Origin of the sequence: Streptococcus sp. HMSC057G03, from assembly GCF_001808745.1 — a bacterium.
Taxonomy (GTDB): domain Bacteria; phylum Bacillota; class Bacilli; order Lactobacillales; family Streptococcaceae; genus Streptococcus; species Streptococcus parasanguinis_Z.
Window position 1 is genome coordinate 57074 of record NZ_KV794429.1, and the last position, 26484, is coordinate 83557.

23 protein-coding genes are annotated in these 26484 nt (G+C 40.9%); 21 read left to right on the top strand and 2 right to left on the bottom strand.

Going from position 1 to position 26484, the window contains the following annotated elements:
• The first annotated feature begins 146 nt into the window (after positions 1-146).
• The 21 genes from HMPREF2686_RS07355 to HMPREF2686_RS07455 all read left to right on the top strand — a co-directional run bounded on the left by HMPREF2686_RS07355 (position 147) and on the right by HMPREF2686_RS07455 (position 22493).
• A complete protein-coding gene (locus HMPREF2686_RS07355; protein WP_003001372.1) occupies positions 147-1223 on the top strand; it encodes an aspartate-semialdehyde dehydrogenase in 1077 nt (358 codons plus the stop codon).
• Positions 1224-1362: 139 nt separating this feature from the next.
• Entirely contained in the window at positions 1363-2298 is a 936-nt protein-coding gene (dapA, locus tag HMPREF2686_RS07360) for a 4-hydroxy-tetrahydrodipicolinate synthase (RefSeq protein ID WP_049507804.1), read from the top strand.
• Between the two features lie 71 nt (positions 2299-2369).
• A complete protein-coding gene (locus tag HMPREF2686_RS07365; RefSeq protein ID WP_006597242.1) occupies positions 2370-2708 on the top strand; it encodes an ATP cone domain-containing protein in 339 nt (112 codons plus the stop codon).
• Positions 2709-2821: 113 nt separating this feature from the next.
• Complete coding sequence (gene ylqF, locus HMPREF2686_RS07370) at positions 2822-3673, top strand: ribosome biogenesis GTPase YlqF (protein WP_021153236.1); 852 nt, start codon at positions 2822-2824, stop codon at positions 3671-3673.
• Positions 3660-4427: a ribonuclease HII gene (locus HMPREF2686_RS07375; RefSeq protein WP_024055646.1), complete on the top strand. Its 768-nt coding sequence runs from the start codon at positions 3660-3662 to the stop codon at positions 4425-4427. The genes ylqF and HMPREF2686_RS07375 overlap by 14 nt, the downstream gene beginning before the upstream one ends.
• Before the next feature lie 3 nt (positions 4428-4430).
• Positions 4431-5360, top strand: a complete 930-nt coding sequence (locus HMPREF2686_RS07380; RefSeq protein WP_024055645.1) for an ROK family protein — start codon at positions 4431-4433, stop codon at positions 5358-5360.
• A gap of 60 nt (positions 5361-5420) precedes the next feature.
• Positions 5421-6269, top strand: coding sequence for a DNA-processing protein DprA (dprA, locus tag HMPREF2686_RS07385; protein ID WP_070450001.1), 849 nt, complete (start codon positions 5421-5423; stop codon positions 6267-6269).
• A gap of 86 nt (positions 6270-6355) precedes the next feature.
• A complete protein-coding gene (gene topA / locus HMPREF2686_RS07390; RefSeq protein ID WP_049507798.1) occupies positions 6356-8443 on the top strand; it encodes a type I DNA topoisomerase in 2088 nt (695 codons plus the stop codon).
• 106 nt (positions 8444-8549) lie between these two features.
• Positions 8550-9227, top strand: a complete 678-nt coding sequence (locus HMPREF2686_RS07395) for a SatD family protein (RefSeq protein WP_070450004.1) — start codon at positions 8550-8552, stop codon at positions 9225-9227.
• Entirely contained in the window at positions 9211-9915 is a 705-nt protein-coding gene (locus HMPREF2686_RS07400) for a DUF3307 domain-containing protein (protein WP_049507795.1), read from the top strand. Before HMPREF2686_RS07395 ends, HMPREF2686_RS07400 begins: the two co-directional genes overlap by 17 nt.
• Before the next feature lie 133 nt (positions 9916-10048).
• Positions 10049-11005 carry a hypothetical protein gene (locus tag HMPREF2686_RS07405; RefSeq protein WP_049507794.1) on the top strand — a complete coding sequence of 319 codons (957 nt, stop codon included), beginning with the start codon at positions 10049-10051 and terminating at the stop codon, positions 11003-11005.
• Positions 11006-11147: 142 nt separating this feature from the next.
• Positions 11148-12482, top strand: coding sequence for a methylenetetrahydrofolate--tRNA-(uracil(54)-C(5))-methyltransferase (FADH(2)-oxidizing) TrmFO (trmFO, locus tag HMPREF2686_RS07410; protein ID WP_070450007.1), 1335 nt, complete (start codon positions 11148-11150; stop codon positions 12480-12482).
• Between the two features lie 93 nt (positions 12483-12575).
• Entirely contained in the window at positions 12576-13403 is an 828-nt protein-coding gene (locus HMPREF2686_RS07415) for an alpha/beta hydrolase (protein WP_070450010.1), read from the top strand.
• A gap of 37 nt (positions 13404-13440) precedes the next feature.
• The gene (locus HMPREF2686_RS07420) at positions 13441-14181 is read left to right on the top strand and encodes an esterase family protein (protein ID WP_031573207.1); all 741 of its coding nucleotides are present in this window, start codon (positions 13441-13443) and stop codon (positions 14179-14181) included.
• Positions 14182-14202: 21 nt separating this feature from the next.
• Positions 14203-15369 carry an ATP-grasp domain-containing protein gene (locus HMPREF2686_RS07425; protein WP_049522995.1) on the top strand — a complete coding sequence of 389 codons (1167 nt, stop codon included), beginning with the start codon at positions 14203-14205 and terminating at the stop codon, positions 15367-15369.
• Positions 15370-15587: 218 nt separating this feature from the next.
• A complete protein-coding gene (locus HMPREF2686_RS07430) occupies positions 15588-16556 on the top strand; it encodes a thiamine pyrophosphate-dependent dehydrogenase E1 component subunit alpha (protein ID WP_049475000.1) in 969 nt (322 codons plus the stop codon).
• 16 nt (positions 16557-16572) lie between these two features.
• Positions 16573-17565, top strand: a complete 993-nt coding sequence (locus HMPREF2686_RS07435) for an alpha-ketoacid dehydrogenase subunit beta (protein ID WP_049474953.1) — start codon at positions 16573-16575, stop codon at positions 17563-17565.
• 327 nt (positions 17566-17892) lie between these two features.
• Complete coding sequence (locus tag HMPREF2686_RS07440) at positions 17893-18936, top strand: dihydrolipoamide acetyltransferase (protein ID WP_049474952.1); 1044 nt, start codon at positions 17893-17895, stop codon at positions 18934-18936.
• A gap of 41 nt (positions 18937-18977) precedes the next feature.
• Complete coding sequence (lpdA, locus tag HMPREF2686_RS07445; protein ID WP_049474951.1) at positions 18978-20684, top strand: dihydrolipoyl dehydrogenase; 1707 nt, start codon at positions 18978-18980, stop codon at positions 20682-20684.
• Positions 20685-20752: 68 nt separating this feature from the next.
• Positions 20753-21742 (top strand): lipoate--protein ligase, encoded by a 990-nt coding sequence (locus HMPREF2686_RS07450; RefSeq protein ID WP_014713327.1) that lies wholly within the window; start codon positions 20753-20755, stop codon positions 21740-21742.
• Positions 21743-21851: 109 nt separating this feature from the next.
• Positions 21852-22493: a hypothetical protein gene (locus HMPREF2686_RS07455; protein WP_049474950.1), complete on the top strand. Its 642-nt coding sequence runs from the start codon at positions 21852-21854 to the stop codon at positions 22491-22493.
• A gap of 82 nt (positions 22494-22575) precedes the next feature.
• Here HMPREF2686_RS07455 and xerS read toward each other — a convergent pair whose 3' ends face one another.
• A complete protein-coding gene (gene xerS, locus HMPREF2686_RS07460) occupies positions 22576-23646 on the bottom strand; it encodes a tyrosine recombinase XerS (protein WP_049474949.1) in 1071 nt (356 codons plus the stop codon).
• Between the two features lie 349 nt (positions 23647-23995).
• Positions 23996-26476 carry a zinc-ribbon domain-containing protein gene (locus HMPREF2686_RS07465; protein ID WP_070450014.1) on the bottom strand — a complete coding sequence of 827 codons (2481 nt, stop codon included), beginning with the start codon at positions 26474-26476 and terminating at the stop codon, positions 23996-23998.
• Positions 26477-26484 lie beyond the last annotated feature (8 nt).

Genomic DNA, 26484 nt, shown 5'->3' on the forward strand with positions numbered 1-26484 from the left:
AACCTGCTGTTCTCACCGAAAGGTGCCTCGAATCCTGGTCTTCGGATCAGGATTTTTTTGTGCCTTCAGGACTTTTCATTTATGTCAAAAAATTGTATAATAGTACAAATACTCAATTTTTAGAAAATTTTGAAAGAGGATTTACTATGGGATACACAGTTGCTGTTGTCGGTGCTACAGGTGCCGTTGGTGCTCAAATGATCAAAATGTTGGAAGAATCAACTCTTCCAATCGATAAGATTCGTTACCTTGCGTCTGCACGTTCTGCAGGAAAGGTCTTGCAATTCAAAGGTCAAGATGTGACGATTGAAGAAACAACAGAAGATGCTTTTGAAGGGGTTGACATTGCTCTCTTCTCAGCTGGTGGATCAACTTCTGCAAAATATGCACCTTATGCTGTTAAAGCAGGGGCAGTTGTTGTAGATAACACTTCTTACTTCCGTCAAAATCCTGATGTACCTTTGGTAGTGCCTGAAGTGAACGCCCACGCTCTTGATGCTCACAACGGAATCATCTCTTGTCCAAACTGTTCAACGATTCAAATGATGGTTGCTCTTGAGCCTGTTCGTCAAAAATGGGGCTTAGATCGTATCATCGTTTCAACTTATCAAGCTGTTTCAGGTGCAGGTATGGGAGCTATTCTTGAAACCCAACGTGAGTTGAAGGAAGTTTTGAATGATGGTGTCAACCCACGTGATGTACAAGCGGAAATCTTGCCATGCGGTGGTGATAAAAAACATTACCCAATTGCTTTCAACGCTCTTCCACAAATCGATGTCTTCACAGAAAATGACTATACTTACGAAGAAATGAAGATGACGAATGAAACCAAGAAAATCATGGAAGATGATAGCATTGCCGTTTCAGCAACTTGTGTGCGGATTCCAGTCTTGTCAGCTCACTCAGAGTCAGTCTACATTGAAACAAAAGAAGTGGCACCAATTGACGAAGTGAAAGCTGCTATTGCTGCCTTCCCAGGTGCAGTCCTTGAAGACGATGTTGCTCACCAAATCTACCCACAAGCCGTTAATGCGGTCGGTTCACGCGATACTTTCGTTGGACGGATTCGTAAAGACTTGGATGCTGAAAAAGGGATCCACATGTGGGTTGTTTCAGATAACCTCCTTAAAGGAGCTGCTTGGAACTCAGTCCAAATCGCAGAAACTCTTCATGAACGTGGACTCGTACGTCCAACAGCTGAATTGAAATTTGAGTTGAAGTAGGCAACGGAACAGAAATCAGTAACTCGAAGAGTTTGATTTCTTCCGTAGCTAACTAACAAATCAACTTGTTTTATGAACAGATCATGAGGCAAAGGCAAGCAAGCCCCAGCCTCTTTCTTATATAGAGAAAGGTTTTTCTATGTCTTATCAAGATTTAAAAGATTGTAAAATCATCACTGCATTTATCACCCCCTTCCATGAAGATGGGAGCATTAATTTTGACGCTCTTCCTGCCTTGATCGAGCACCTCTTGGCTCATCATACAGATGGGATACTCTTAGCTGGAACGACTGCAGAAAGTCCAACTCTGACCCACGATGAGGAATTGCAACTCTTTGAGGCCGTTCAAAAGATTGTCAATGGTCGAGTGCCTTTGATCGCTGGTGTCGGAACCAATGAAACCCGCGACTCAATTGAGTTCGTTAAAGAAGTGGATGCTTTTGGTGGCTTTGCAGCAGGATTGGCTATCGTTCCTTACTATAACAAACCATCCCAAGAAGGTATGTATCAACACTTTAAAGCCATTGCGGATGCATCCAATCTTCCGATTATTATCTACAATATTCCAGGGCGTGTGGTAGTGGAAATGACCCCTGAAACCATGCTTCGTTTGGCAGAACATCCAAACATTATCGGGGTTAAAGAGTGTACAACTCTTGCCAATATGGCCTACTTGATTGAACACAAGCCCGAAGAATTTCTCGTCTATACAGGGGAAGATGGAGATGCTTTCCATGCTATGAACCTTGGAGCTGATGGGGTGATCTCAGTAGCCTCTCATACAAATGGAGATGAGATGTATGAGATGTTCCAAGCCATTGAGCACAACGATATAAAAAAAGCTGCAGCCATCCAACGTCAATTTATCCCTAAAGTTAATGCTCTCTTTTCTTATCCGAGTCCAGCTCCTGTCAAAGCTGTTTTAAACTATATGGGCTTTGAAGCGGGGCCAACTCGTTTACCATTAGTGCCAGCTCCTGCTGAGGAAGCGAAGCGCATTATCAAGGTTGTAGTGGATGGGGATTACCACGCGACCAAAGAAATCATTACGGGAGTTCTTCGTCCGGATTATTGATGTCTTAGATTCTTGACAAATCCCCTATTTATTAAGATAATAGAAGTATATTGATGATCAAGGAGAATAAGATGGAAGTCATTAAACGTAGTGGTGAAGTTGTAGAATTTGACCCAGATAAAATCTATCAAGCTGTTTTGAAGGCAGCACAAACAGTTTATGTCTTGACGGATGATCTTCGCCAAAACTTGGCGCAAGTGACCAAGAAAGTTGTGATGGATTTGGAAGAAGCTAAAGTGGAACGTGCGACGATCAGCATGATCCAGTCAATGGTTGAGCACCGTTTACTTGGTGCTGGTTATATTACCATTGCTGAACACTATATTTCTTATCGCTTGCAACGTGATTTGGAACGGAGCGGCTATGGTGATCATATCGCCGTGCATTTGCATTTTGAGCAAATTCGCTAGAATATAAAATAGAAGTTACTTAGGTAGCTTCTTTTTTAGTATTTTTCTTAATCACAGTGATTTCAGAAAACATGGTATAATAGAAGAGATTGAACTGGAAAGGAATGGAGAACATGGCAACTATACAATGGTTTCCTGGACACATGTCCAAAGCTAGAAGACAAGTACAAGAAAATTTAAAATTTGTGGATTTTGTGACGGTTCTGGTAGATGCTCGTTTGCCCCTATCAAGCCAAAATCCTATGTTAACGAAAATTGTTGGTGATAAGCCTAAATTAATGATTTTGAACAAGGTAGACTTGGCAGATCCTGTGGCAACAAAAGAATGGCAGGACTATTTTGAGTCTCAAGGCATCAAAACCTTGGCTATCAACTCCAAAGAGCAATCTACGGTTAAGAAGGTCACAGATGCTGCTAAGAGCTTGATGGCCGATAAAATTGCTCGTCAGAAGGAACGGGGGATTCAAATTGAAACCCTTCGGACCATGATTATTGGGATTCCAAATGCTGGGAAATCAACTCTTATGAACCGCTTAGCGGGGAAAAAGATTGCTGTTGTTGGAAATAAACCAGGGGTGACCAAGGGGCAACAATGGTTGAAAACCAATAAAGACCTTGAAATCTTGGATACTCCAGGGATTCTCTGGCCCAAGTTTGAAGATGAAGAAGTGGCCTTAAAGCTTGCTTTAACAGGCGCCATCAAGGACCAGTTGCTTCCAATGGATGAAGTGACCATTTTTGGCCTTAACTATTTTAAAGAGCACTACCCAACTGTTTTGCAGGAACGTTTTAAACAAATGGATCTGGAACAAGAAGCTCCTGAAATCATTATGGAAATGACCCAGAAATTAGGATTTCGTGAGGATTACGACCGTTTTTACCAACTCTTTGTTAAAGATGTTCGCGATGGAAAATTGGGACGGTATACGCTGGATCGTGTAGGTGAAATAGATGCCAACAATTAAAGAAGTTAAAGAGCGTTTGGCAATGATTGACGAGCTAGATCATCCCTTCTTTGAAGAGTTGATCCTTGATGGTCGAGCAGGCGTTCAAGCGGCTATCAGCAAACGAAAACGCGAACTCCAAAAACAAGTGGACGAAGATTTGCGTTTGGAAAAAATGCTAGCCTATGAAAAAGAACTTTATACTCAAGAGATTCAGCTCATTGCAGGAGTGGATGAAGTGGGACGTGGTCCATTAGCGGGACCAGTTGTTGCAGCTGCCGTGATCTTGCCGAAAGCTTGTAAAATTCCAGGACTCAACGATAGTAAAAAGATTCCAAAATCAAAACACAAGGAAATCTATGAGGCTGTGCTCCAAAACGCCATTGCGATCGGAATCGGCATCAAGGATAATCAAGTGATTGACCAGGTTAATATCTATGAAGCTACGAAGCTAGCCATGATGGAGGCCATTGGTCAGCTAGAGCCTCAACCCCAGCATCTTTTGATTGATGCCATGAGGTTGGATCTTCCTATTCCCCAAACTAGTATCATCAAAGGGGATGCTAACTCCTTATCCATTGCTGCAGCATCCATCGTAGCCAAGGTGACTCGGGATCAGATGATGGAAGAGTTTGATAAAGAATATCCGGGTTATGATTTTGCGAAGAACGCTGGCTATGGGACGGCTAAGCATCTGGCTGGCCTCGTCCAACTGGGAGTGACTCCTATCCATCGGCGTTCATTTGAACCCGTCAAATCAATGTGTGAGGATTAGGATATGCTATTTACCGTCGATATCGGAGGAACCTTTATAAAGTATGGTCTGATGGATGCGGACTATCAATTGGTTCATACAGACAAAATTTCAACACCATCTACGATTGAAGAGTTTTGGCAAGGATTAGAAGAAATCATTACACCCGTAAGGGAAGAAATCGAGGGGATCGCCATTTCATGCCCTGGTGAGATCCAAAAGAGCCTTGGCTTTGTCTTTCGAGGTGGTCTCATTCCATATTTACGAGGCATTCCTCTAGCAAGTAGACTCGAACAAACATTTCAAGTTCCCGTCACTGTTCTCAATGATGGAGAAGCCGCAGGTTTAGCGGAAGCAAGGCTTGGCAATCTAAAAGATTGTTCTTGCGGTGCGACCTTGGTCTTAGGGACAGGAGTCGGCCTTGCTCTTCTTTCTAACGGTGACCTGTTGAGAGGATGGCAACTGACAGAATACATTCGGTCTATTGATAAGGCAGAAAGAACACCAGAAAATCGCCGCTTTCATCGCGGACTCTTTTTGCAAGGCATTTCCAATCTTTTGGAAAACACAGGTTCAGCTGTTCAATTTGTTGAGAAAGCTAGTCACATCTTGAACTTAGAAAAGGCAGATGGTATAGCTGTTTTCAAAGCTCTTGATCAAGAGGGCAACGAGGAGCTGACATCCTTGTTTCAGGAGTATTGTCATGATATTGCTATTCTGATTTTTAATCTTCAATCTTTGCTCTTGCTTGAAAAGGTGACGATTGGAGGGGGCATTAGTGGTCAACCACTACTGATCGATGAGATCAGTCGACAATACCATGACCTGCTCTCTCAAAAAGGGTATAAACAATTTGAGGCCTTGCCCATTCAAGCGGCTCGCTTCCACAATGAAAGCAACTTGATTGGTGCTGCATCTTACTTTTATTCTTCGACACATCAAAAAAAGTTCTAGAAATAGAGCTTTTTTCTTTTCTTTTTCGAATAAATAAGTGAGAGGAAGTAGAAGGTGACCATGGAGAAATTTGAAATCTTTAAATTAAAAGAAGCCGGTTTATCAAATGAGCAAGTCTTGAGAGTTTTGGTCTACTGTAGAAAAGACCAAGCCTTACCAAGCTTAGAAGAGATAGCAAAAATCGCTCGCTGTCGCAGTATCCTTCATTTTGTAGACAAATACCGGCAACTGGATGAAGAGCATTTACACAAGGAGTTTGAACGGTTCCCATCTCTATCCATTTTTGATCCTGAATACCCTGAGGAATTGCTACAGATCTACAATCCTCCTGTACTCCTTTTTTACCAAGGGGATTTGCAACTGTTAAGCAAACCGAAGATTGCAGTTGTTGGAGCTCGCGAGACCACGCGAGAAGGGGTTCGTTCTGTAGAGAAAATTATTAAGGAACTTGGGAATGAACTGGTCATTGTTAGTGGACTTGCAAAGGGGATTGATGCGACGGCGCATTATGCCAGCATTCGCAATGGTGGCAAGACCATCGGAGTGATTGGAACAGGACTGGATGTCTCTTATCCTAAGAGCAATCAAAGACTGCAGGCACATATGGGGGAACACCATCTGATCTTGAGCGAGTACGGTCCAGGGCAGGCACCACTTAAATTTCATTTTCCTGAGCGAAACCGCATCATTGCAGGCATCTGTCAGGCTGTGATTGTGGCAGAAGCTCGACTCCGTTCAGGGAGTTTGATTACTTGTGAGCGTGCTATGGAAGAAGGCCGAGACGTTTTTGCTATTCCAGGAAACATTTTAGATGGAAAATCTGCAGGCTGCCATCACCTGATTCAAGAAGGTGCAAAGCTTGTCACATCAGGACAGGATATTCTTGATGAATTGAAATACGAATTGTGATTTTCCTATAGGAGAAGTTCCTAGTTGACATCTTTCTTAAAATGTATTAAACTCAATGAGATTTATACAATACAGAGGGATAAAACGTGGTAACAAAAACAAAAAGGAAAAGTAGTACAACCAAGAAAAATTTGGTGATTGTGGAGTCTCCTGCTAAGGCCAAAACAATCGAAAAATACCTTGGTCGTAATTACAAAGTCATGGCTAGTGTTGGTCATATTCGGGACCTGAAAAAATCAACCATGTCGATCGACTTCGACAATAACTATGAACCGGAGTATATCAATATTCGCGGGAAAGGTCCCTTGATCAATGATTTGAAAAAAGAAGCTAAAAAAGCTAAGCAAGTCTTTCTCGCAAGTGACCCGGACCGTGAGGGAGAAGCTATTTCTTGGCATTTAGCACATATTTTGAACTTGGATGCCAAAGAAAAGAACCGTGTGGTCTTTAACGAAATCACCAAGGATGCAGTAAAAAATGCCTTTAAAGAACCGCGCCAAATCAATATGGACTTGGTCGATGCCCAACAAGCACGTCGGGTCTTGGACCGGATTGTAGGGTATTCTATCTCGCCTATTCTTTGGAAAAAGGTTAAAAAAGGACTTTCTGCAGGGCGGGTGCAATCAGTTGCCCTCAAATTAATCATTGATCGTGAAAATGAAATTAATGATTTCAAGCCGGAAGAATACTGGACCATTGATGGTGTCTTCAAAAAAGGGACCAAGCAATTCCAAGCCAGCTTCTATGGGATTGATGGCAAGAAGATGAAGCTCAACACCAATGAAGAGGTGAAAGCTGTTCTTGAACGCTTAGATGGCAAAGATTTTACCGTTGAAAAGGTGGAAAAGAAAGAACGTCGTCGGAATGCGCCACTTCCCTACACCACCTCTTCCATGCAGATGGATGCTGCCAATAAGATCAACTTCCGTACGCGTAAGACCATGATGGTCGCCCAGCAGTTGTATGAAGGAATTAATATTGGCTCTGGTGTTCAAGGTTTGATTACCTATATGCGTACCGATTCTACACGGATCAGTCCAGTTGCGCAAAATGAGGCAGCGAACTTTATCGTGGATCGCTTCGGTGAGAAATATTCCAAGCATGGAAGCCGCGTGAAAAATGCTTCTGGTGCCCAAGATGCCCACGAAGCGATTCGTCCATCCAGCGTCTTCAATACTCCTGAGAGCATTGCCAAGTACCTCGACAAGGACCAGCTCAAGCTCTACACCTTGATTTGGAACCGCTTTGTAGCTAGTCAAATGACTGCAGCTGTCTTTGATACCATGAATGTCCGTTTAGGTCAAAATGGGGTTCAGTATACGGCAAATGGAAGCCAGGTGAAATTTGATGGTTATTTGGCTATTTATAACGACTCAGATAAGAACAAGATGTTGCCGGATATGGTAGAAGGCGATATCGTTAAGCAAGTCAATAGCAAGCCTGAGCAACACTTTACTCAACCACCAGCTCGTTATTCTGAAGCAACCTTGATTAAGACCTTAGAAGAAAATGGGGTTGGTCGTCCTTCAACCTATGCTCCGACGATTGAGACCATTCAAAAACGCTATTATGTGAAGCTGGTAGCCAAACGCTTTGAACCAACAGAGTTAGGGGAAATCGTTAATAAACTGATCGTTGAATTCTTCCCAGATATTGTCAACGTGACCTTCACAGCAGAGATGGAAGGTAAACTCGATGATGTCGAACTTGGAAAAGAAGAGTGGCAAAAAGTCATCGATGCTTTCTACAAACCATTTTCTAAAGAGGTCGCAAAGGCTGAAGAAGAGATGGAAAAAATCCAAATTAAAGACGAACCAGCTGGTTTTGATTGTGAAGTCTGTGGTAGCCCGATGGTGATTAAATTAGGACGTTTTGGAAAGTTCTATGCTTGTAGCAATTTCCCAGATTGTCGTCATACCCAGGCCATTGTCAAAGAAATCGGCGTGGAGTGTCCTGAGTGTCATCAGGGACAAATCATCGAACGCAAAACCAAGCGGAACCGTATCTTCTATGGATGCAATCGCTACCCAGAGTGTGAATTTACCTCTTGGGATAAGCCGATCGGTCGGGATTGTCCAAAATGTGGCCACTACTTAGTTGAGAAAAAAGTTCGTGGTGGCGGCAAACAAGTCGTATGTAGCAATGGCGACTACGAAGAAGAAAAAGTGAAATAAGCTTTCAAACGATTCAATGTCTATTATAACGGAAATTTTTATAAATGTCTGTTATAATAGACATTTTTTATTTTTTTCGTTATAATAGACATAAGGAGGTGGGCTTATGTATCTTGCTTTGATTGCAGATGTGATTGATTCCAAAATCGTACAAGAACGTTTTGACCTGCAAAAACAGTTAGAAAAAACGCTTCAAAAGATCAATGAGCTTTTTAAAGACTGCCTAGCATCGGCTTTTACCTTAACTTTGGGCGATGAGTTTCAGGCGCTTTTAAAAGTGGATGCTCCGATTTTTCAAATCATTGATACCCTGCGTTCAGAACTAAAACCGACTCAACTTCGTTTCGGTATTGGCCTTGGGGAGATTGTAACAGCTATTGATCCCTTGCAAAGTGTTGGAGCAGACGGTCCAGCTTATTGGAATGCACGCGCAGCCATCAATTTTGTTCATCAGAAAAATGACTATGGCAATACCCAGATTTATTTTTCAAGCGGGAAGGAAAACCAAGACTATTTTGTGAACGCCCTCATCGCTTCCGGAGAGGCCATACGTTCGGGCTGGAGAGAGAGTCAGGAAGAGATCCTGCTCAATCTGCTAAAGAGATCTGTCTATAGTGAAACCTTTAGCCAGCAGGATTTGGCCCAATCACTAGCTATCAACCCAAGTGCCCTCTCTAAACGGTTGAAGAGTAGCAGTGTCCGTGTTTATTTACGTGGGAGAGCAGCTGCCCTGGCCAGTATACAAAGCACAGTGAAAGGAGAGGAAGATGAGCGGATTGTCTAGTATCGTAGTGAATCCATACTTGATTCTCTTGTTGATTTGTCATTTGTTATCAGATTATTATTTTCAAAGCCAAAAGATGGCGGATCGCAAGGATCAGGATAAGAAGGTGCTAGGGCTTCACATTTTATATGTAGCTCTGCCTCTGATTGTGGTTTCCCTCTGTCATCTGGACTTGTGGTGGATTTGCTTGGTCATTTTACTAACTCATGCTGGAATAGATTTCTTAAAACCGATCGTGCAGAAGCAATTGAAATTACCAAAAGCATGGACTTTTGCCTTGGATCAAGTCTTGCATATCGCCATCATTAGCTGTCTAGTCCTTATGGGAGCGAAGAATGGCACGACCTATCTACCCTTGGACATTTTAAATCTAATCTTTTATGTCCTCCTAGTTGGGAAACCAAGCAATATTGCTTTTAAAATTCTGTTTACTAAATATCAACCCACCAGCAAGAAGAAAATGGATACGATCACTGGGGCTGGTTCTATGATTGGTTTTTTAGAGCGTTTGGTGATTGGGGCCTGTCTCGTCTATGGGCAATTTGCTTCGATCGGCCTAGTATTTACGGCCAAATCTATCGCCCGCTACAATAAAATTTCGGAGGATCCAGCCTTTGCGGAGTATTACTTGATTGGATCCTTATTCAGTATCCTCTCTGCCCTCTTAGCAGCTTGGTTGTGTCTATGAATCTGGAAGGATGCTATGTCAAAAAAATATAGATAATTTTATAAGATCACCAATCAACTGGAAATTGATCCCTTTAAGATTCTAACTGTAACGAAAATAAGGATTTTGTTTAAATTGCATGCTAGGAGGAGAAATGAAAAGAAAAGCGATTAAGAAAGTAATTAGTGTACTCTTACCTATGCTGACATTATTAATATTGTCATCATGTAACAACGGAGTAGATAATGATTTAGCGAATACGGCTATATCAAATATTCGTTCCGTAGTAGAAGCTGCAGGGCTAAAAGCGGAAGGATACTCGACAGCTGATACGTTCGGCTATCAGGGATCTCCAATTTACATTGAAGGAACTGAAAAATTTGTTGATGTCTATGTAGATTTTGAAAAAGATTATGTTGAGAAAACTCCAGTCCTCAGATATAATCCGAAACTTAAAGAAGTCGAGAAGAAAATTTTCCTAGGTTTTTCGAAGAAAAAAGTCTATCGCCTAGAAATGGAGTATGTTTCTGGTGATGACAATTATGATAGGCTAGACGAAGCATACAATAAGCTAGTTCAAAGTGGTAGCTTGATTTCGACATTTTTAAGCGATGATGCGATTAGGAAACTTTATATTAAAAAATCTGTTGAATTGGACTCATTTGACTCCTATTATTCTTTGGTGCCAAAAAAAGAATATAGTGGCAACCCGGAAACTTATCTTGAGGAGCAAGAAAAAAGAGAGTCTATTTTAAAAACAGATGTCAAAGAACTCACTCCGTTAATTGAGGACCTAGACCCAAGTAGAGTCAACAATCTTGATGAAGAAACGCTTGTTCGTGATCGAGATCTACTCTTAAAAAGAGTTGCTGATAATCGTTCGACCTTTAGAATTGATATAGACATTGATATAAAAGAAGTACGAAAACAAAACCTACAAGTAACTAATGAAGATATTGAAAATTGGACGGATTCTGATTTTCAATACTTACTTGCTCAAATACTTCAAGTTGATAAACTATCTAGGAATACAGAAGTGGGTTTTAGCATTAGTTACGAAGACAAAAATCAGCTGAATGCTTATAGATCATTCAACTTCAAGAAACAATGATTTTCGAAGACAGTCAGGGCTTTTCCTGTTTGTCTTTTTATTTGGCTTTTTGGTATAATGGAGCAAGTAGAAAATTAGAAAGATTTGTGGGTGTCAAAACAGTCCAGCAGGGTGTTTTGATACCCAAAGAGGTATTAGTGTCATGTCTCAATCTTATATCAATGTGATCGGTGCGGGTCTTGCTGGCTCGGAAGCAGCTTACCAGATTGCCCAACAGGGTATTCCGGTCAAGCTTTACGAAATGCGTGGGGTCAAATCCACTCCGCAACATAAAACAGACAACTTTGCTGAGTTAGTGTGTTCCAACTCTCTTCGTGGGGATTCTCTCACCAATGCTGTCGGGCTCCTCAAAGAAGAAATGCGCCGTCTGGGTTCTGTCATCCTTGAAGCAGCGGAAGCGACTCGCGTGCCGGCTGGTGGAGCGCTGGCAGTGGACCGGGAAGGGTTTGCTAGCCGGGTGACGGAGAAGGTGTCCCAACATCCGCTCATTGAAGTGATTCGCGATGAAATTACGGAATTGCCGACAGATGCCATCACAGTGGTCGCAACAGGCCCTCTAACCAGTGATGCCTTGGCAGAAAAGATCCATGCTCTCAATGGTGGCGACGGTTTCTATTTCTATGATGCAGCAGCTCCGATTATCGATGTCAATACCGTTGATATGAACAAGGTCTATCTCAAGTCACGCTATGACAAGGGAGAAGCAGCTTATCTCAACTGCCCCATGACCAAACAAGAATTTATGGATTTCCACGAGGCCTTGGTCAATGCAGAAGAAGCCCCGCTCAACTCTTTTGAAAAAGAAAAGTATTTTGAAGGTTGTATGCCCATTGAAATCATGGCCAAACGAGGCATCAAAACCATGCTCTATGGCCCTATGAAGCCAGTTGGGCTCGAGTATCCAGATGATTACAAAGGGCCACGTGATGGGGAGTTTAAGACACCTTACGCAGTCGTTCAGTTGCGCCAAGACAATGCGGCTGCCAGCCTCTACAATATTGTTGGTTTCCAAACTCACCTTAAATGGGGCGAACAAAAACGGGTCTTCCAAATGATTCCAGGTTTGGAACATGCGGAGTTTGTCAGATACGGCGTCATGCACCGCAATTCCTACATGGATTCTCCAAATCTGCTGGAACAAACCTACCGCTCGAAGAAACAACCAAATCTCTTCTTTGCAGGTCAAATGACAGGTGTAGAAGGCTATGTTGAGTCAGCGGCCTCAGGTTTGGTAGCTGGAATCAATGCCGCTCGCCTTTTCAAAGGAGAAGAAGCAGCGATTTTCCCTGAAACGACAGCTATCGGAAGCCTGGCTCACTATATCACCCATGCAGATAGCAAGCATTTCCAACCCATGAATGTCAACTTCGGGATTATCAAAGAGCTAGAAGGACCACGCATTCGGGATAAAAAGGAACGTTATGAGAAAATTGCCGAACGTTCTTTACAAGATTTGGCTCAGTTTATGGAAAAATAACCCAAGAAAGGAAAAAGTTTGGAGAAAATCCAGACTTTTTCTTCTAAAAATGGTATAATGAATAAAATTTAGAATATAGAGAGTTTTCTGACAATGAACAAATCCTATTTTTATTTAGATATGAAGACACACGAGTTGAAAGTGCCTTATACCGGAAAACTCCGTCGTGTGCGAGTCTTATTACCTAAGAATTATGAAACGGATATAGATAGACGTTACCCTGTGGTTTATTTCCACGATGGGCAAAACGTTTTGTACAGCAAGGAAGCTTATGCGGGTCATTCCTGGAAGGTGATTCCAGCCATTAAGCGGAATCCCGATATTAGTCGCATGATTGTTGTTGCGATCGATAATGATGGTTTCCAACGCATGAATGAATACTCTGCCTGGAAGTACAAGGAATCCAATATTCCTGGCATGCAATTTGGTGGCAAGGGAGTTGAGTACGGCGAATTTGTCATGGAGGTGGTGAAACCTTTTATCGACCAAGAATACCGGACTCTTGCTGATCGAGAACATACGGCCATGATTGGATCTTCCTTGGGTGGGAATATTACCCAATTCTTGGGCTTAGAGTACCAAGATCAAATTGGTTGTTTAGGGGTCTTTTCATCTGCTAACTGGCTACACCAAGATGCCTTCAATCATTATATCGAACGCAAAAAATTATATGCAGATCAACGGATCTACATCTATGTAGGGACTGAAGAGGCGGATGATACAGATAAAACGCTGATGGCGGGAAATATCAAGCAAGCCTATATTGATTCATCCCTTCGTTATTATCACGACGTTATCCAACAAGGAGTTGCTTTAGAAAATATTGCCATTCGGATTCAATCTGGGGCTATCCACCATGAAGAAGCCTGGGCAGAGCATTTACCGGAATGTCTTCGTTTCTTAGCAGAGAAGTGGGACTAGAAGATTTTAAATTTTTATAATAAAGAAAGAGGAACCTATGAATATTGAACATCTAAGCCACTGGAGTGGCCAACTTAACCGCGAAATGTATCTAAACCGTTATGGGCATGCAGGTATTCCTGTTGTGGTCTTTGCTTCATCAGGTGGAAGCCATAACGAATACTATGACTTTGGTATGATTGATGCTTGTGCTCGGTTTATCGAAGAAGGACGGGTTCAATTCTTTACCCTTTCTAGTGTGGATAGTGATAGCTGGCTTTGTAATTGGAAGAATCCTCACGATCGTGCCGAAATGCACCGAGCGTATGAACGTTATGTGATTGAAGAAGCCATTCCTTTTATCAAACACAAAACAGGCTGGTTTGATCCGATGATGACAACTGGTTGCTCAATGGGAGCTTACCACGCGCTTAATTTCTTCTTGCAACATCCAGATGTCTTCAACAAAGTGATTGCCTTGAGTGGTGTCTATGACGCTCGTTTCTTTGTTGGTGATTTTGGAGGCGATGAAGCCATTTACCAAAATTCTCCATCTGATTATATTTGGAACCAAAATGATGGCTGGTTTATCGATCGTTACCGTCAGGCCGAAATCGTTATTTGTACTGGTTTAGGAGCTTGGGAACAAGATGGACTTCCATCTTTCTATAAACTGAAAGAAGCCTTTGATCACAAAAATATTCCTGCATGGTTCGCTGAATGGGGCCATGATGTAGCCCACGATTGGGAATGGTGGCGCAAGCAAATGCCCTATTTCCTAGGACAAATGTATCTATAAGTCAAAAGGGAGGAGACCTCTATGAATTATCTTGTTATTTCACCTTATTATCCACAAAATTTCCAACAATTCACCATTGAACTAGCTAACAAGGGAATCACCGTCTTGGGGATTGGTCAAGAGCCGTACGAACAGTTAGATGAGCCTTTGCGCAATAGTTTGACAGAGTATTTCCGTGTAGAAAATATGGAAGACTTAGATGAAGTGAAGCGTGCAGCAGCCTTCCTCTTCTATAAACACGGCCCAATCGATCGCATCGAGTCCCATAACGAGTACTGGTTGGAATTAGATGCGGCGCTTCGGGAGCAATTCAATGTCTTCGGAGCTAAGCCAAAAGATCTGAAGAAAACTAAGTTCAAATCCGAAATGAAGAAACTCTTCAAGAAGGCTGGAGTCCCAGTCGTTCCGGGTGCCGTGGTTAAAACAGAAAAAGATATCGACAAGGCTGTGAAGAAGATCGGGTTGCCATTGATTGCCAAACCTGACAATGGAGTAGGTGCAGCAGCGACCTTTAAACTTGAAACACCAGAAGATGTAGATCATTTCAAGGCAAAATGGGATGGACATACGGAGTACTTCTTTGAGAAATTCGTCACTTCTAGCGAGATTTGTACCTTTGATGGTCTGGTTGATCGCGATGGTAACATTGTCTTCTCAACGACTTTTGACTATGCCTATACGCCATTAGATTTGATGCTCTACAAGATGGATAACTCTTATTATGTCCTTAAAGAGATGGATCCAAAATTGCGTCAATACGGGGAAGCGATTGTCAAAGCCTTTGGAATGAAAGAGCGTTTCTTCCATATCGAGTTCTTCCGCGACGGGGATGACTATATTGCAATCGAGTACAATAATCGTCCAGCAGGTGGCTTTACGATCGATGTCTACAATTATGCTCACTCCATTGATTTGTACCGTGGTTATGCTGCCATCGTAGCAGGAGAACCTTTCCCAGCTTCTGAGTTTGAGCCACTTTATTGCTTGGCGACTTCTCGCCGTGCCAATGCAACTTATGTCCTTTCAGAGGAAGAAGTTTTGGCCAAATACCGTGATCAATTCCGTGTGAAGAAAGACATGCCTGCTGCCTTTGCAGAACTTCAGGGAGATTACCTCTATATGCTTACAACACCTAGTCGTGAAGAGTTAGAACAAATGATTCACGACTTTGGCCAACGCCAATCATAAGATGCCGACCGGTAGGATAGGATCCTATCGGTTTTTTATATGTATAGTAAAACTATGAGAAATAAGTTTGTGAAATATTGAATTTATATTAAAAAAAGCCTATAAAACCTTCTTCCAAGGAATAAAGTTTGTGAAATCATTTGAGCATTATTTTTGACAGTGCTTTCATTTTTGGCTAGAATAAAAGAGTATGAATAAATGTTAAGAAAGGCGAAATGATGGCAACATTAGATAAAAGTCTCTTATTGGATATGTTCCGTAAGATGGAAGAAATCCGTCGCATGGACTTAAAAATTGCTCAATTAGTAAAAAAAGGAAAAGTGCCCGGTATGACGCACTTTTCTGTTGGTGAGGAAGCTGCAAACGTTGGGGCTATGTTAGCTCTAAATGAAGATGACCTCATCACCTCAAATCACCGTGGTCACGGACAAGCTATTGCTAAAGGTATTGACCTTAACGGTATGATGGCTGAGATCCTTGGTAAATATACGGGAACTTGTAAAGGTAAGGGTGGATCTATGCATATCGCCGACCTAGATGCGGGTAACCTTGGTGCTAACGGTATCGTAGGTGGTGGTATGGGAATCGCAGTAGGTGCTGCCCTTACTCAACAAATGAAAAAGACTGGTAAGATTGTCGTCTGCTTCTTTGGGGACGGAGCAACCAACGAAGGTGTCTTCCACGAAGCGGTCAATATGGCTTCGATTTGGAATCTGCCAGTTATTTTCTACTGTATCAATAACGGTTACGGAATCTCTGCTGATATCAAGAAAATGACCAATATCCAGCATATCCACGAGCGTAGTGCTGCTTACGGCATTCCTGGAATGTTTATTCCTGATGGGAACAACGTTATTGATGTCTATGAAGGATTTAAGAAGGCAGTCGATCACGTCCGCTCTGGTAAAGGCCCTGTCTTGATCGAGAGTGTCACCTATCGTTGGCTTGGTCACTCATCTTCAGACCCTGGTAAATACCGGACCCGTGAAGAAGTCGAAGAGTGGAAGAAGAAAGATCCAATCGAAAACCTTCGCAAGTATCTCCTTGAAAATGAGATTGCGAGCGCAGAAGAATTGGATCAGATCCAAGAAGAAGTAAAAGAAGCAGTGGAAGCTTCAGTGAAATTTGCGGAAGAAAGCCCATTCCCTCCACTCGAATCAGCTTTCGAAGATATTTACGCAGACTAAGGGGGAGTAGAGAATTATGGAAACTAAATTAATGTCTTTCCGCGATACCATTATCCTTGCTATGTCTGAGGAAATGCGTCGCGATGAAAATGTATTGTTGATGGGGGAAGATGTCGGAGTTTTCGGTGGAGACTTCGGAACATCAGTAGGAATGCTTGAGGAATTCGGTCCAGAACGTGTCCGTGACTGTCCAATTTCTGAGGCTGCGATTTCAGGTGCGGCAGCAGGGGCAGCCATGACTGGACTTCGCCCAATCGTTGATATGACCTTCATGGATTTCTCAGTAATTGCCATGGATGCTATCGTCAACCAAGCTGCGAAGACGCGCTACATGTTTGGTGGAAAAGGGCAAGTACCGATGACCGTTCGCTGTGCTGCCGGTAACGGAGTTGGATCTGCAGCTCAACACTCCCAATCTTTGGAATCATGGTTCACCCATATTCCTGGTTTGAAGGTTGTTGCTCCAGGAACTCCAGCGGATATGAAAGGACTTCTCAAGTCTTCTATCCGTGATAACAACCCTGTTATCATTCTTGAATACAAATCAGAATTTAACCAAAAAGGGGAAGTACCAGTAGATCCAGACTATACTATCCCACTTGGTGTCGGAGAAATCAAACGCGAAGGAACTGATGTAACAGTAGTAACATACGGTAAAATGCTTCGTCGTGTCATCCAAGCAGCTGAAGAATTGGCTGAAGAAGGCATCTCAGTAGAAGTAGTAGACCCACGTACTTTGGTTCCACTTGATAAAGAGATCATTATTAACTCTGTCAAGAAGACAGGAAAAGTAGTCCTTGTTAATGATGCCCACAAAACAAGTGGCTATATCGGTGAAATTTCAGCTATCATTTCTGAATCAGAAGCATTTGATTACTTGGATGCACCGATCCGCCGTTGTGCGGGGGAAGATGTGCCAATGCCTTACGCACAAAATCTTGAGAATGCAATGATCCCAACAGTTGAAAGCATCAAAGAAGCCATTCGTAAAACGTATAATAAAGAATAAGACATAATATAAGTTATGTAAATTAATTGATAAGACGAGAAGCTTTGTATCTAATAGATGCAAAGTTCTCTACGTCCTTAGTATCTTAGATTAGAGCACGGGCTAAAAGCTCGGAAAAAAGATAAATCTCCTTGACTTCATCGAAGTCTGTGTTGATTTCCTATTTTTCGGTCGCTTTTAAACGCCCTTAGTATCATGTAATTGAATTCGGACGGAGGTCTGTGAAAAAAAGATAGATTTCCTTGTGTTCATCGAACACATCGTCAATCTCCTATTTTTTCATTGCCCTCTTCGTCCTTAATATCTTAGTATAGAATAGGAGAGGTCATGGCTGATGATAAGCTAAGAGCGACTCCTGCAGCTAGAAAATTAGCGGATGATTTAGGAATTAATCTCTACGATATTTCTGGCTCAGGCGCAAACGGTCGTGTCCACAAAGAAGACGTGGAAACATTTAAAGACACTAATGTGGTTCGCATTTCACCACTTGCAAAACGAATTGCCCTTGAACATAACATTGCATGGCAGGAAATCAAAGGAACTGGTCATCGTGGCAAGATTATGAAGAAGGATGTTTTAGCTTTCCTTCCGGAAAATATTGAAAACGATACGATTAAGTCACCTTCTCAGATTGAAAAAGTGGAAGAAGTTCCAGATAACGTAACTCCTTATGGGGAAATCGAGCGGATTCAAATGACACCAATGCGTAAGGTTATTGCTCAACGTATGGTTGAGTCATACTTGACTGCACCAACCTTCACGCTTAACTATGATGTCGATATGTCTGAAATGCTCGCCCTTCGTAAGAAAGTCCTTGATCCAATCATGGAAGCAACTGGCAAGAAAGTCACTGTAACAGATTTGCTTTCTCTAGCAGTGGTTAAGACCTTGATGAAGCACCCATACATCAATGCGTCATTGACAGAAGATGGCAAAACCATCATTACTCACAATTATGTCAACTTAGCGATGGCAGTTGGGATGGACAATGGCTTGATGACTCCAGTTGTCTACAATGCTGAAAAGATGACCTTGTCAGAGTTGGTGGTAGCCTTCAAGGACGTTATCGGACGTACATTGGATGGTAAGCTTGCTCCAAGTGAATTGCAAAATTCAACCTTTACCATCAGTAACTTGGGGATGTTTGGCGTTCAATCATTTGGACCGATTATCAACCAACCAAACTCTGCCATCCTTGGAGTTAGTGCAACGGTTGAAAAACCAGTTGTTGTAAATGGTGAAATTGTCATTCGTCCAATCATGAGCTTGGGCTTGACCATTGACCACCGCGTTGTCGATGGAATGGCTGGTGCCAAATTCATGAAAGACTTGAAAGCCTTGATTGAAGACCCGATTTCAATGTTGGTCTAATCAACGAGAGAGAATAGAAACAAGAAAAAGAGGGAAATAAAATGGCCTTAGAAGTAATTATGCCAAAAGCCGGCGTAGATATGACCGAAGGACAAATCGTTCAGTGGAATAAAAAAGTCGGCGAATTTGTAAAAGAAGGAGAAGTTCTCCTTGAAATCATGACAGACAAAGTCAGCATGGAGTTGGAAGCGGAAGAAGACGGCTACTTGATCGCTATCCTGAAAGGGGACGGAGAAACTGTTCCTGTAACAGAAGTAATCGGTTATCTTGGTGAAGAGGGGGAAAACATCCCAACAGCTGGAGCAGCAGCACCAGAAGCGAGTCCAGCACCAGCTGCAGTAAGTGCTTCAAACGATGACAATAAGAGTGATGACGCTTACGATATCGTAGTGATTGGTGGGGGTCCTGCTGGTTACGTATCTGCTATTAAAGCAGCTCAACTAGGTGGTAAGGTTGCTCTCGTTGAGAAATCTGAACTTGGTGGAACTTGCTTGAACCGCGGATGTATCCCAACTAAGACTTACCTCCACAACGCTGAAATCATTGAAAATATTGGTCATGCGGCAAACCGTGGTATTATCATTGAAAATCCAAGTTTCTCAGTAGATATGGATAAGGTTCTTGAAACCAAGAACAAGGTCGTAAATACCCTCGTCGGTGGTGTTGCAGGGCTTCTTCGTAGCTACGGAGTGGATGTTCATAAAGGAATCGGTACCATTACGAAAGATAAGAATGTCTTGGTTAATGGTTCTGAATTGCTTGAAACGAAGAAAATCATCCTTGCTGGTGGTTCCAAAGTCAGCAAGATTAACGTTCCAGGTATGGAATCAACCCTTGTCATGACCAGTGATGATATCCTTGAAATGAACGAAGTTCCAGAAAGCCTCGTGATTATCGGTGGCGGGGTTGTCGGGATCGAACTTGGTCAAGCCTTCATGACCTTTGGTTCAAAAGTAACAGTCATCGAAATGATGGACCGTATCGTTCCAGCTATGGATGCGGAAGTATCTAAGAACCTTCGCTTGATCCTTGAACGCAAGGGTATGACCATCTTGACGGATACGAAATTGCAAGAAATCATTGAAGAAGATGGCAAACTCCGTATCAAGGTTGAAGGCAAAGATGATATCATCGCCAGCAAAGCCCTTCTTTCAATCGGCCGTGTTCCAGACCTTGAAGGTATCGGTGAAGTCGAGTTTGAATTGGATCGTGGACGGATCAAGGTCAATGAATACATGGAAACGTCTGTTCCAGGTATCTATGCGCCAGGTGATATCAACGGTACCAAGATGTTGGCTCATGCTGCCTTCCGTATGGGTGAAGTAGCGGCTGAAAATGCTCTTAAGGGAAATCATGCTGTTGCCAAATTGAACTTGACTCCTGCAGCCATCTACACCCTTCCAGAAGTTGCGGCTGTTGGTTTGACAGAAGAACAAGCTCGTGAAAAATACGATGTTCAAATCGGTAAATTCAACTTTGCGGCGAATGGTCGTGCCATTGCATCAGATGCGGCTCAAGGCTTTGTTAAAGTTATTGCAGACAAGAAATACGGTGAAGTTCTTGGGGTTCATATCATTGGTCCAGCAGCAGCTGAATTGATCAACGAAGCTTCAACCATCATTGAGATGGAAATCACTGTGGAAGAAATGCTTAAGACCATCCACGGACACCCAACCTTCTCAGAAGTGATGTACGAAGCCTTTGCGGATGTACTTGGCTTAGCTGTTCATTCACCTAAGAAGAAATAGTATTTGAAATGATAGAATGGCTGGACAGCAAATGCTGGACCAGTCTCTATCGTATATAAAGGAATCTTATGAAATACATTATTAATTATTCAAATGATACTGCTTTTAATATTGCTTTGGAAGAATATGCTTTTAAGCATCTGTTAGATGAGGATCAAATCTTCCTTCTCTGGATTAACAAACCATCCATTATCGTCGGTCGCCACCAAAATACTATCGAAGAAATCAACCGCGACTACGTTCGGGAGCATGGGATTGAAGTGGTTCGCCGGATCAGTGGTGGTGGGGCTGTTTATCACGATTTGAACAACCTCAACTACACCATCATTTCAAAAGAAGATGAAAACAAAGCCTTTGACTTCAAGAGTTTTTCTACTCCTGTGATAAACACCTTGGCTCAACTTGGGGTTAAGGCTGAATTCACGGGTCGTAACGACTTAGAGATTGACGGCAAGAAATTCTGTGGAAATGCCCAAGCGTACATTAATGGTCGGATCATGCACCATGGTTGCCTTCTTTTTGACGTTGATTTGTCAGTCCTTGCCAATGCTCTCAAGGTATCTAAAGACAAGTTTGAGTCTAAAGGGGTTAAATCTGTTCGTGCACGTGTGACCAATATCATTGATGAATTGCCAGAAAAAATCACGGTTGAAGAGTTCCGTGACCTACTTTTGGACTACATGAAGAAAGAATACCCTGAGATGACAGAATATGTCTTCTCGGATGAAGAATTGGCGGAGATTAACCGTATCAAGGAAACCAAGTTCGGTACCTGGGATTGGAACTATGGGAAGTCCCCTGAATACAATGTCCGTCGTGGTACTAAATTCCCTAGCGGTAAAGTTGAAATCTTTGCGAATGTTATTGAATCCAAAATCCAAGACATCAAGATTTATGGAGACTTCTTTGGTATCGAAGACGTAGCAGCAGTAGAAGATGTCCTTCGTGGTGTCAAATACGAACGCGAAGACGTTCTTAAAGCCCTTCAAACCATTAACTTAGGTCGTTACTTCGCAGGAATCACTGCAGAAGAAATTGCTGAAGCAGTGGTGGAATAAAGTTAAAGATATCCATTTAACATGGATATCTTTTATCTTAAACTTGATATTCGAAAACTATGAGTGTACGATATAGAGGAAATCTGAACAAAAAAGGGGATCATATTCGATGATGAAAATTCCAGTTGAAAATCTTGGTCTATTTGAACAGTTAGATCGTATAGTCGTGGCTTTTTTTAGAAAGCAACAATCTTCAAGTCCTTACGATTTAAATGTCAGTATTACACAAGAACACCTTGACCAGAAAAAGCAGGAGTTAGAACCATTAGGTTATCAAGCTGTCCAACTACCATTAGGAATGGTTTTAGATAACGTCATCCAGCAACCTTATTATAAAAACTTAATCATTGGTGGTCTTGCTCCTGAGGAAATAATCGTTAGCAAAGAAGAATTAATGCCTTTGAAAGATATCGTGGATAGCTTTTGTATTATGTACGCTGCAGCGAATAATAGATTGGAAAATAGTAAAGCTTATGAATTAATGAAAGATAAGACGGTTTATTTTATTGATAAACTATTTACAGATTTTCCGAAGGCCGGTGATGAAATTGCTTATTTAGGAATTGATCGAATAGCGAGTGACGGAACACCATATGAAGCAGTTAAATGCTTTTTAACAGAAGAGAGTGCAGAGAAGTACAATGGTGAAAAAAGACCGGTCACTCCTGCAAACCTGGCTTATCTAAAATCATTTTGGGGAAAACCAGTCATTATTGAGCCACACCGTAATTATTGGATCGAATTTTTATAGAAAGTATAAAAGAGCGTAAGATTCTATAAGAAATCTACGCTCTTTTTAACTCTAAAAACTACATAATTTAAGTTATGTAGTTTTATAAACTATCCAAGGCATTTTTTTGCTCATCATTAACGATATGCGTATATAAGTCTGTAACTTGGGTGCTAGCATGTCCCAGCTGGTGGCTGACCAAAACCTGTGATTTGGTTGCATCATAGAGACGAGTTGCTAATGTATGGCGTAATTTATGGGGTGTCACGCGGACTTTGAAGTCTTCTGAATACTTGGCCACCATCTTTTCAACACTAGAAGCATCAATTCGGTTTGGAACACCTCGATACAAGGTCAGAAAGAGGGCAGTATCAGTCTTTTCTGTCTTGTAACGTTTGTCTCGAATAGCAAGATACTGCTCCAGATAAGGCTTAGCAAAGGCAGCAACATTAACCGAGTCACGTTTTCCACCTTTTCGTGTGACATCAATGACCATCATCTTAAGATTGAGATCACGAAGGTCTAGGTTAACGGCTTCAGAGAGACGGACACCAGAGGCAAGAAGGAGTGCGATAATGGCTAAATCTCGCTCTTTATTCTTATTAAAAGAGGATAAGGCGCGATTTGAGAGTGTTTGAGGGTACTCCTGGTCGATATAGTTAAGAAAACCTTCTGTTTCATCTCCTAAAAAGAGTTTTTGTTTGATATTTTCAGCTCGGGCAGCCAAGGTTTCTTTCTTTTTCTTGGTAGCAACCTTCTTCATGACGTTGCGGTAGAAATAAGGTTCTCCTTGCTCATTTTCAACTTCCTCGGTCAAATACTTATAAAGACTAGATAATGCAGAAAGGGTACGGTTAATAGTTGTTTGGGAAACACCGTTTTTCGTCGTATTGGCATTGAGCAGAGGACGTTCACGTAGGTAAAGAATAAAGGATTCCATATCCTTCTTGGTCATGTGCTCCAGAACGTCTAAGGGGATCTCGGCCATGGTATCAGCATTCGATATACCAGACTCTAAAACCCAGCTGAAAAATCGATCGTATTCCTTTAAGTATTCGTACAAGGTCGTAAAACTGTAGGGAACGGCCAATTTTGATTGATAATATTCCAATACATACCAGGGCATGACTTGTTTGAGTTTATCAATCCGTTCTAATAAGATCTCGCGTTTCATGTTTTTCTCCAAATCTTTCTATACTAGTAGTATAGCATAGCCAGATATATTTTTCAAGAAAATTATAGTTTTTCGGAAAGATATCATAGGGTTTATATAGGACTGTTTTGTATCTCTTTCTATAATAATTATAACCAAAAAAATTTTTTAAGCCAATTATACTCAATTATGTACTTTATTTAAGTGAACACTGGAAATTTTTAAAGCTGCTCATCATCTGTAAAATGTACTTTATTTGAGTGAAAACTAAAAATTTTTCAAATGTACATTTTGGCAATAAAAAACACTCCAATATCAATTTAATGATCTTTAGAGTTGTTTTTATCTTGTTTGATTTTAATATTTTCTATTACATCTTTAATCTAACAAAATGCTCCTGTTTTCTTCTCAAACCTTTGCAAATTGGGCAGCTTATGAATGAGCGCTTTTCATACTTAATTTTTTCATTAATTTTAAGTTTATACCGATGATTTGAGTTTTCTTTACATATCCACCATACAGTTTGACTACATTTTTCATTGATTTCAGTTGGATCTGCTAAAAGAATATTATTAAGATAGTCCCATTCGTTCATTAAATGTTTATGAGTTGTCTCTAGGTCGTTAAATCCTTTTAATACCTCATTGTTTTGACAATATGGACAAGATTCTTTCATCAGAATCTTTTTCTTAACAGTTTGTTGATATTCTCCTTTACAAACTGAGCATTTCCACCATGCTTTATAACCTGAATTACTCATTAGAGAACTAAAGTCCATATCATTTGAAGTTGACCATTCATTAATCAACCAAGGGTGTGTGGTTGCTAGATCGTTAAGCCCCTTTAACACCTTATGATTTGTGCAATAAGGGCATGGTTTTTTTATTATGACCTTACTTTGTACTTCTTGTTGATATTCTCCTTTACATACTGGACATTTCCACCATGCTCTATAATTTGAATTGCACATAACTGAGCATGATTCCCTATCATTTAAAGCTGACCATTCCTTAATCACCAATGGGTGTGTAGTCGCAAGATCGTTATATCCAACTGCTAATTCTCTCTTAGAACAATAAGGACAACAATTATCGTTTTCCTTTCTTTCAGAGATTCTTGCTTTAAAATTCCTATGGCATCTTCTGCACACCCATTCAACTGTATCACTTGAATTACAAAAGATTTTATTGATATCACCATTAAGATTTTCTAGCCATTCAGATCTCAAAAATGATTTTTGCCCTCCCAATGATTCACTAGGTTTTGGAATTTTTTCAGTACAGTAAGGACAAACTCTAATAAGTTCCTTACCTTGAATTATTGAGAATTTATCTATTATAACCTCTAGTTTTTCTTCAAATTCTAAATTACAACAACTACAAATCCATAAGAATTTATTATTTTTTGCTCCAGATATTGTCATTTGGGTTGGATCTTGTGAGTTGTTTTTACTCCAAAAATCAGAAAACTCAGGATAATCATCAAATAATGTATTAAACCCCTTTAGAGGTAGTTCATCATTACAGTATGGACACGTATTTTTTACCTCTCTCCTAATTGGGATAGAACAGAGATAATCCTGCTTACAAGAAGAACAATGCCACCAATATTTCTTCGTTTCGATGTGACTTAATGCCAAATGTACAGGTATACCGTTTTTAGAACTCCATTCCTCGCGTAATTTCGGTGAATCGTGTAGGATATCATTATTAAAAACTAATGTATCCCAATCACAATTATTGGGACACGTTTCAAAGTTACTATTTTCTATGTTAGTTCTAGAAATCATTTCAATAGGACTACATTGAAAATGAATTCCACAACAAGGGCAACTCCAATTAATAGCCTCAGTGGACTTAGACCAGTAATCAGAAAGTTTTGTGGAGTTTCCTTCATCCCAAAATTTTTCGAGATAGGAATGTGTTTCCTGCAAGGTATTAAAACCTTTTAACATTTGTTTGTTACTACAATATGGGCAACCTTCTTGGTGTCTTTTAACTACTGAACAGTCATATTTGCCACTGCATTTTGAACATTTCCAAGTTGCTACTATATTTGATAAACTATCAATCATATTCTTTTTAATATGCTTTGAAACTAATTCATCTACTAGATTGCTGTCTGTATAACCCAAGGGGGAATTTTTTGCCTGTATTGGCGTATCAAATGTTGCTTTACATTCTGTACAGTAATATCCATCTCTCTTAATTCTAGAAATTAACCTATCGAGGGACATCTTGAATGAGTGTCCGCATTTATCACATCTCCATTTTTTAGGAAGTGTTACATTTTCATCAAGTCGTAGTTTTTCAAATTCAACTTTATTTTCACCCCCTGCAAGATAAATCCTTCCGAGGTTTGGATATGCTTTAGTATAAGGGACAAAATGATTGTATTTATTACAATCTGTATGGACGATTGTATTTTTACTTTTTTTCATTAACCTAGAAGAGTCTGCGACATCTATCCAACTAGTGAAACATGTTGGACATTTAAAGTGAAACAACCTCTTTGAAGAAAAAGATAAATTCAAAATTTCTTCTCGGATAGTTTCAAAATTTTCGTGATGAAAATTGATGTATTTGATAAAATTAGGAAATCTTTTATAAATTGAATTCCTCTCTTTCACAAGGACATCACCTAGATCACACACAGGGCATATTCTTGACATATTTTTGAATTGCTTATAAGCTTTTGAAACACTTGCCCGCCATTCATAAGAACAAGATGGACATTTCCAATTGATAATATTCTTACTGGTAACAGTTAAAGTTTCAATGTTTAGTTTACTGTTTTTGTTGTAATCCCAATAATTTATTAAATCGGGAAGTTCAGTGATTAGTTCAGTCATAGAATTCT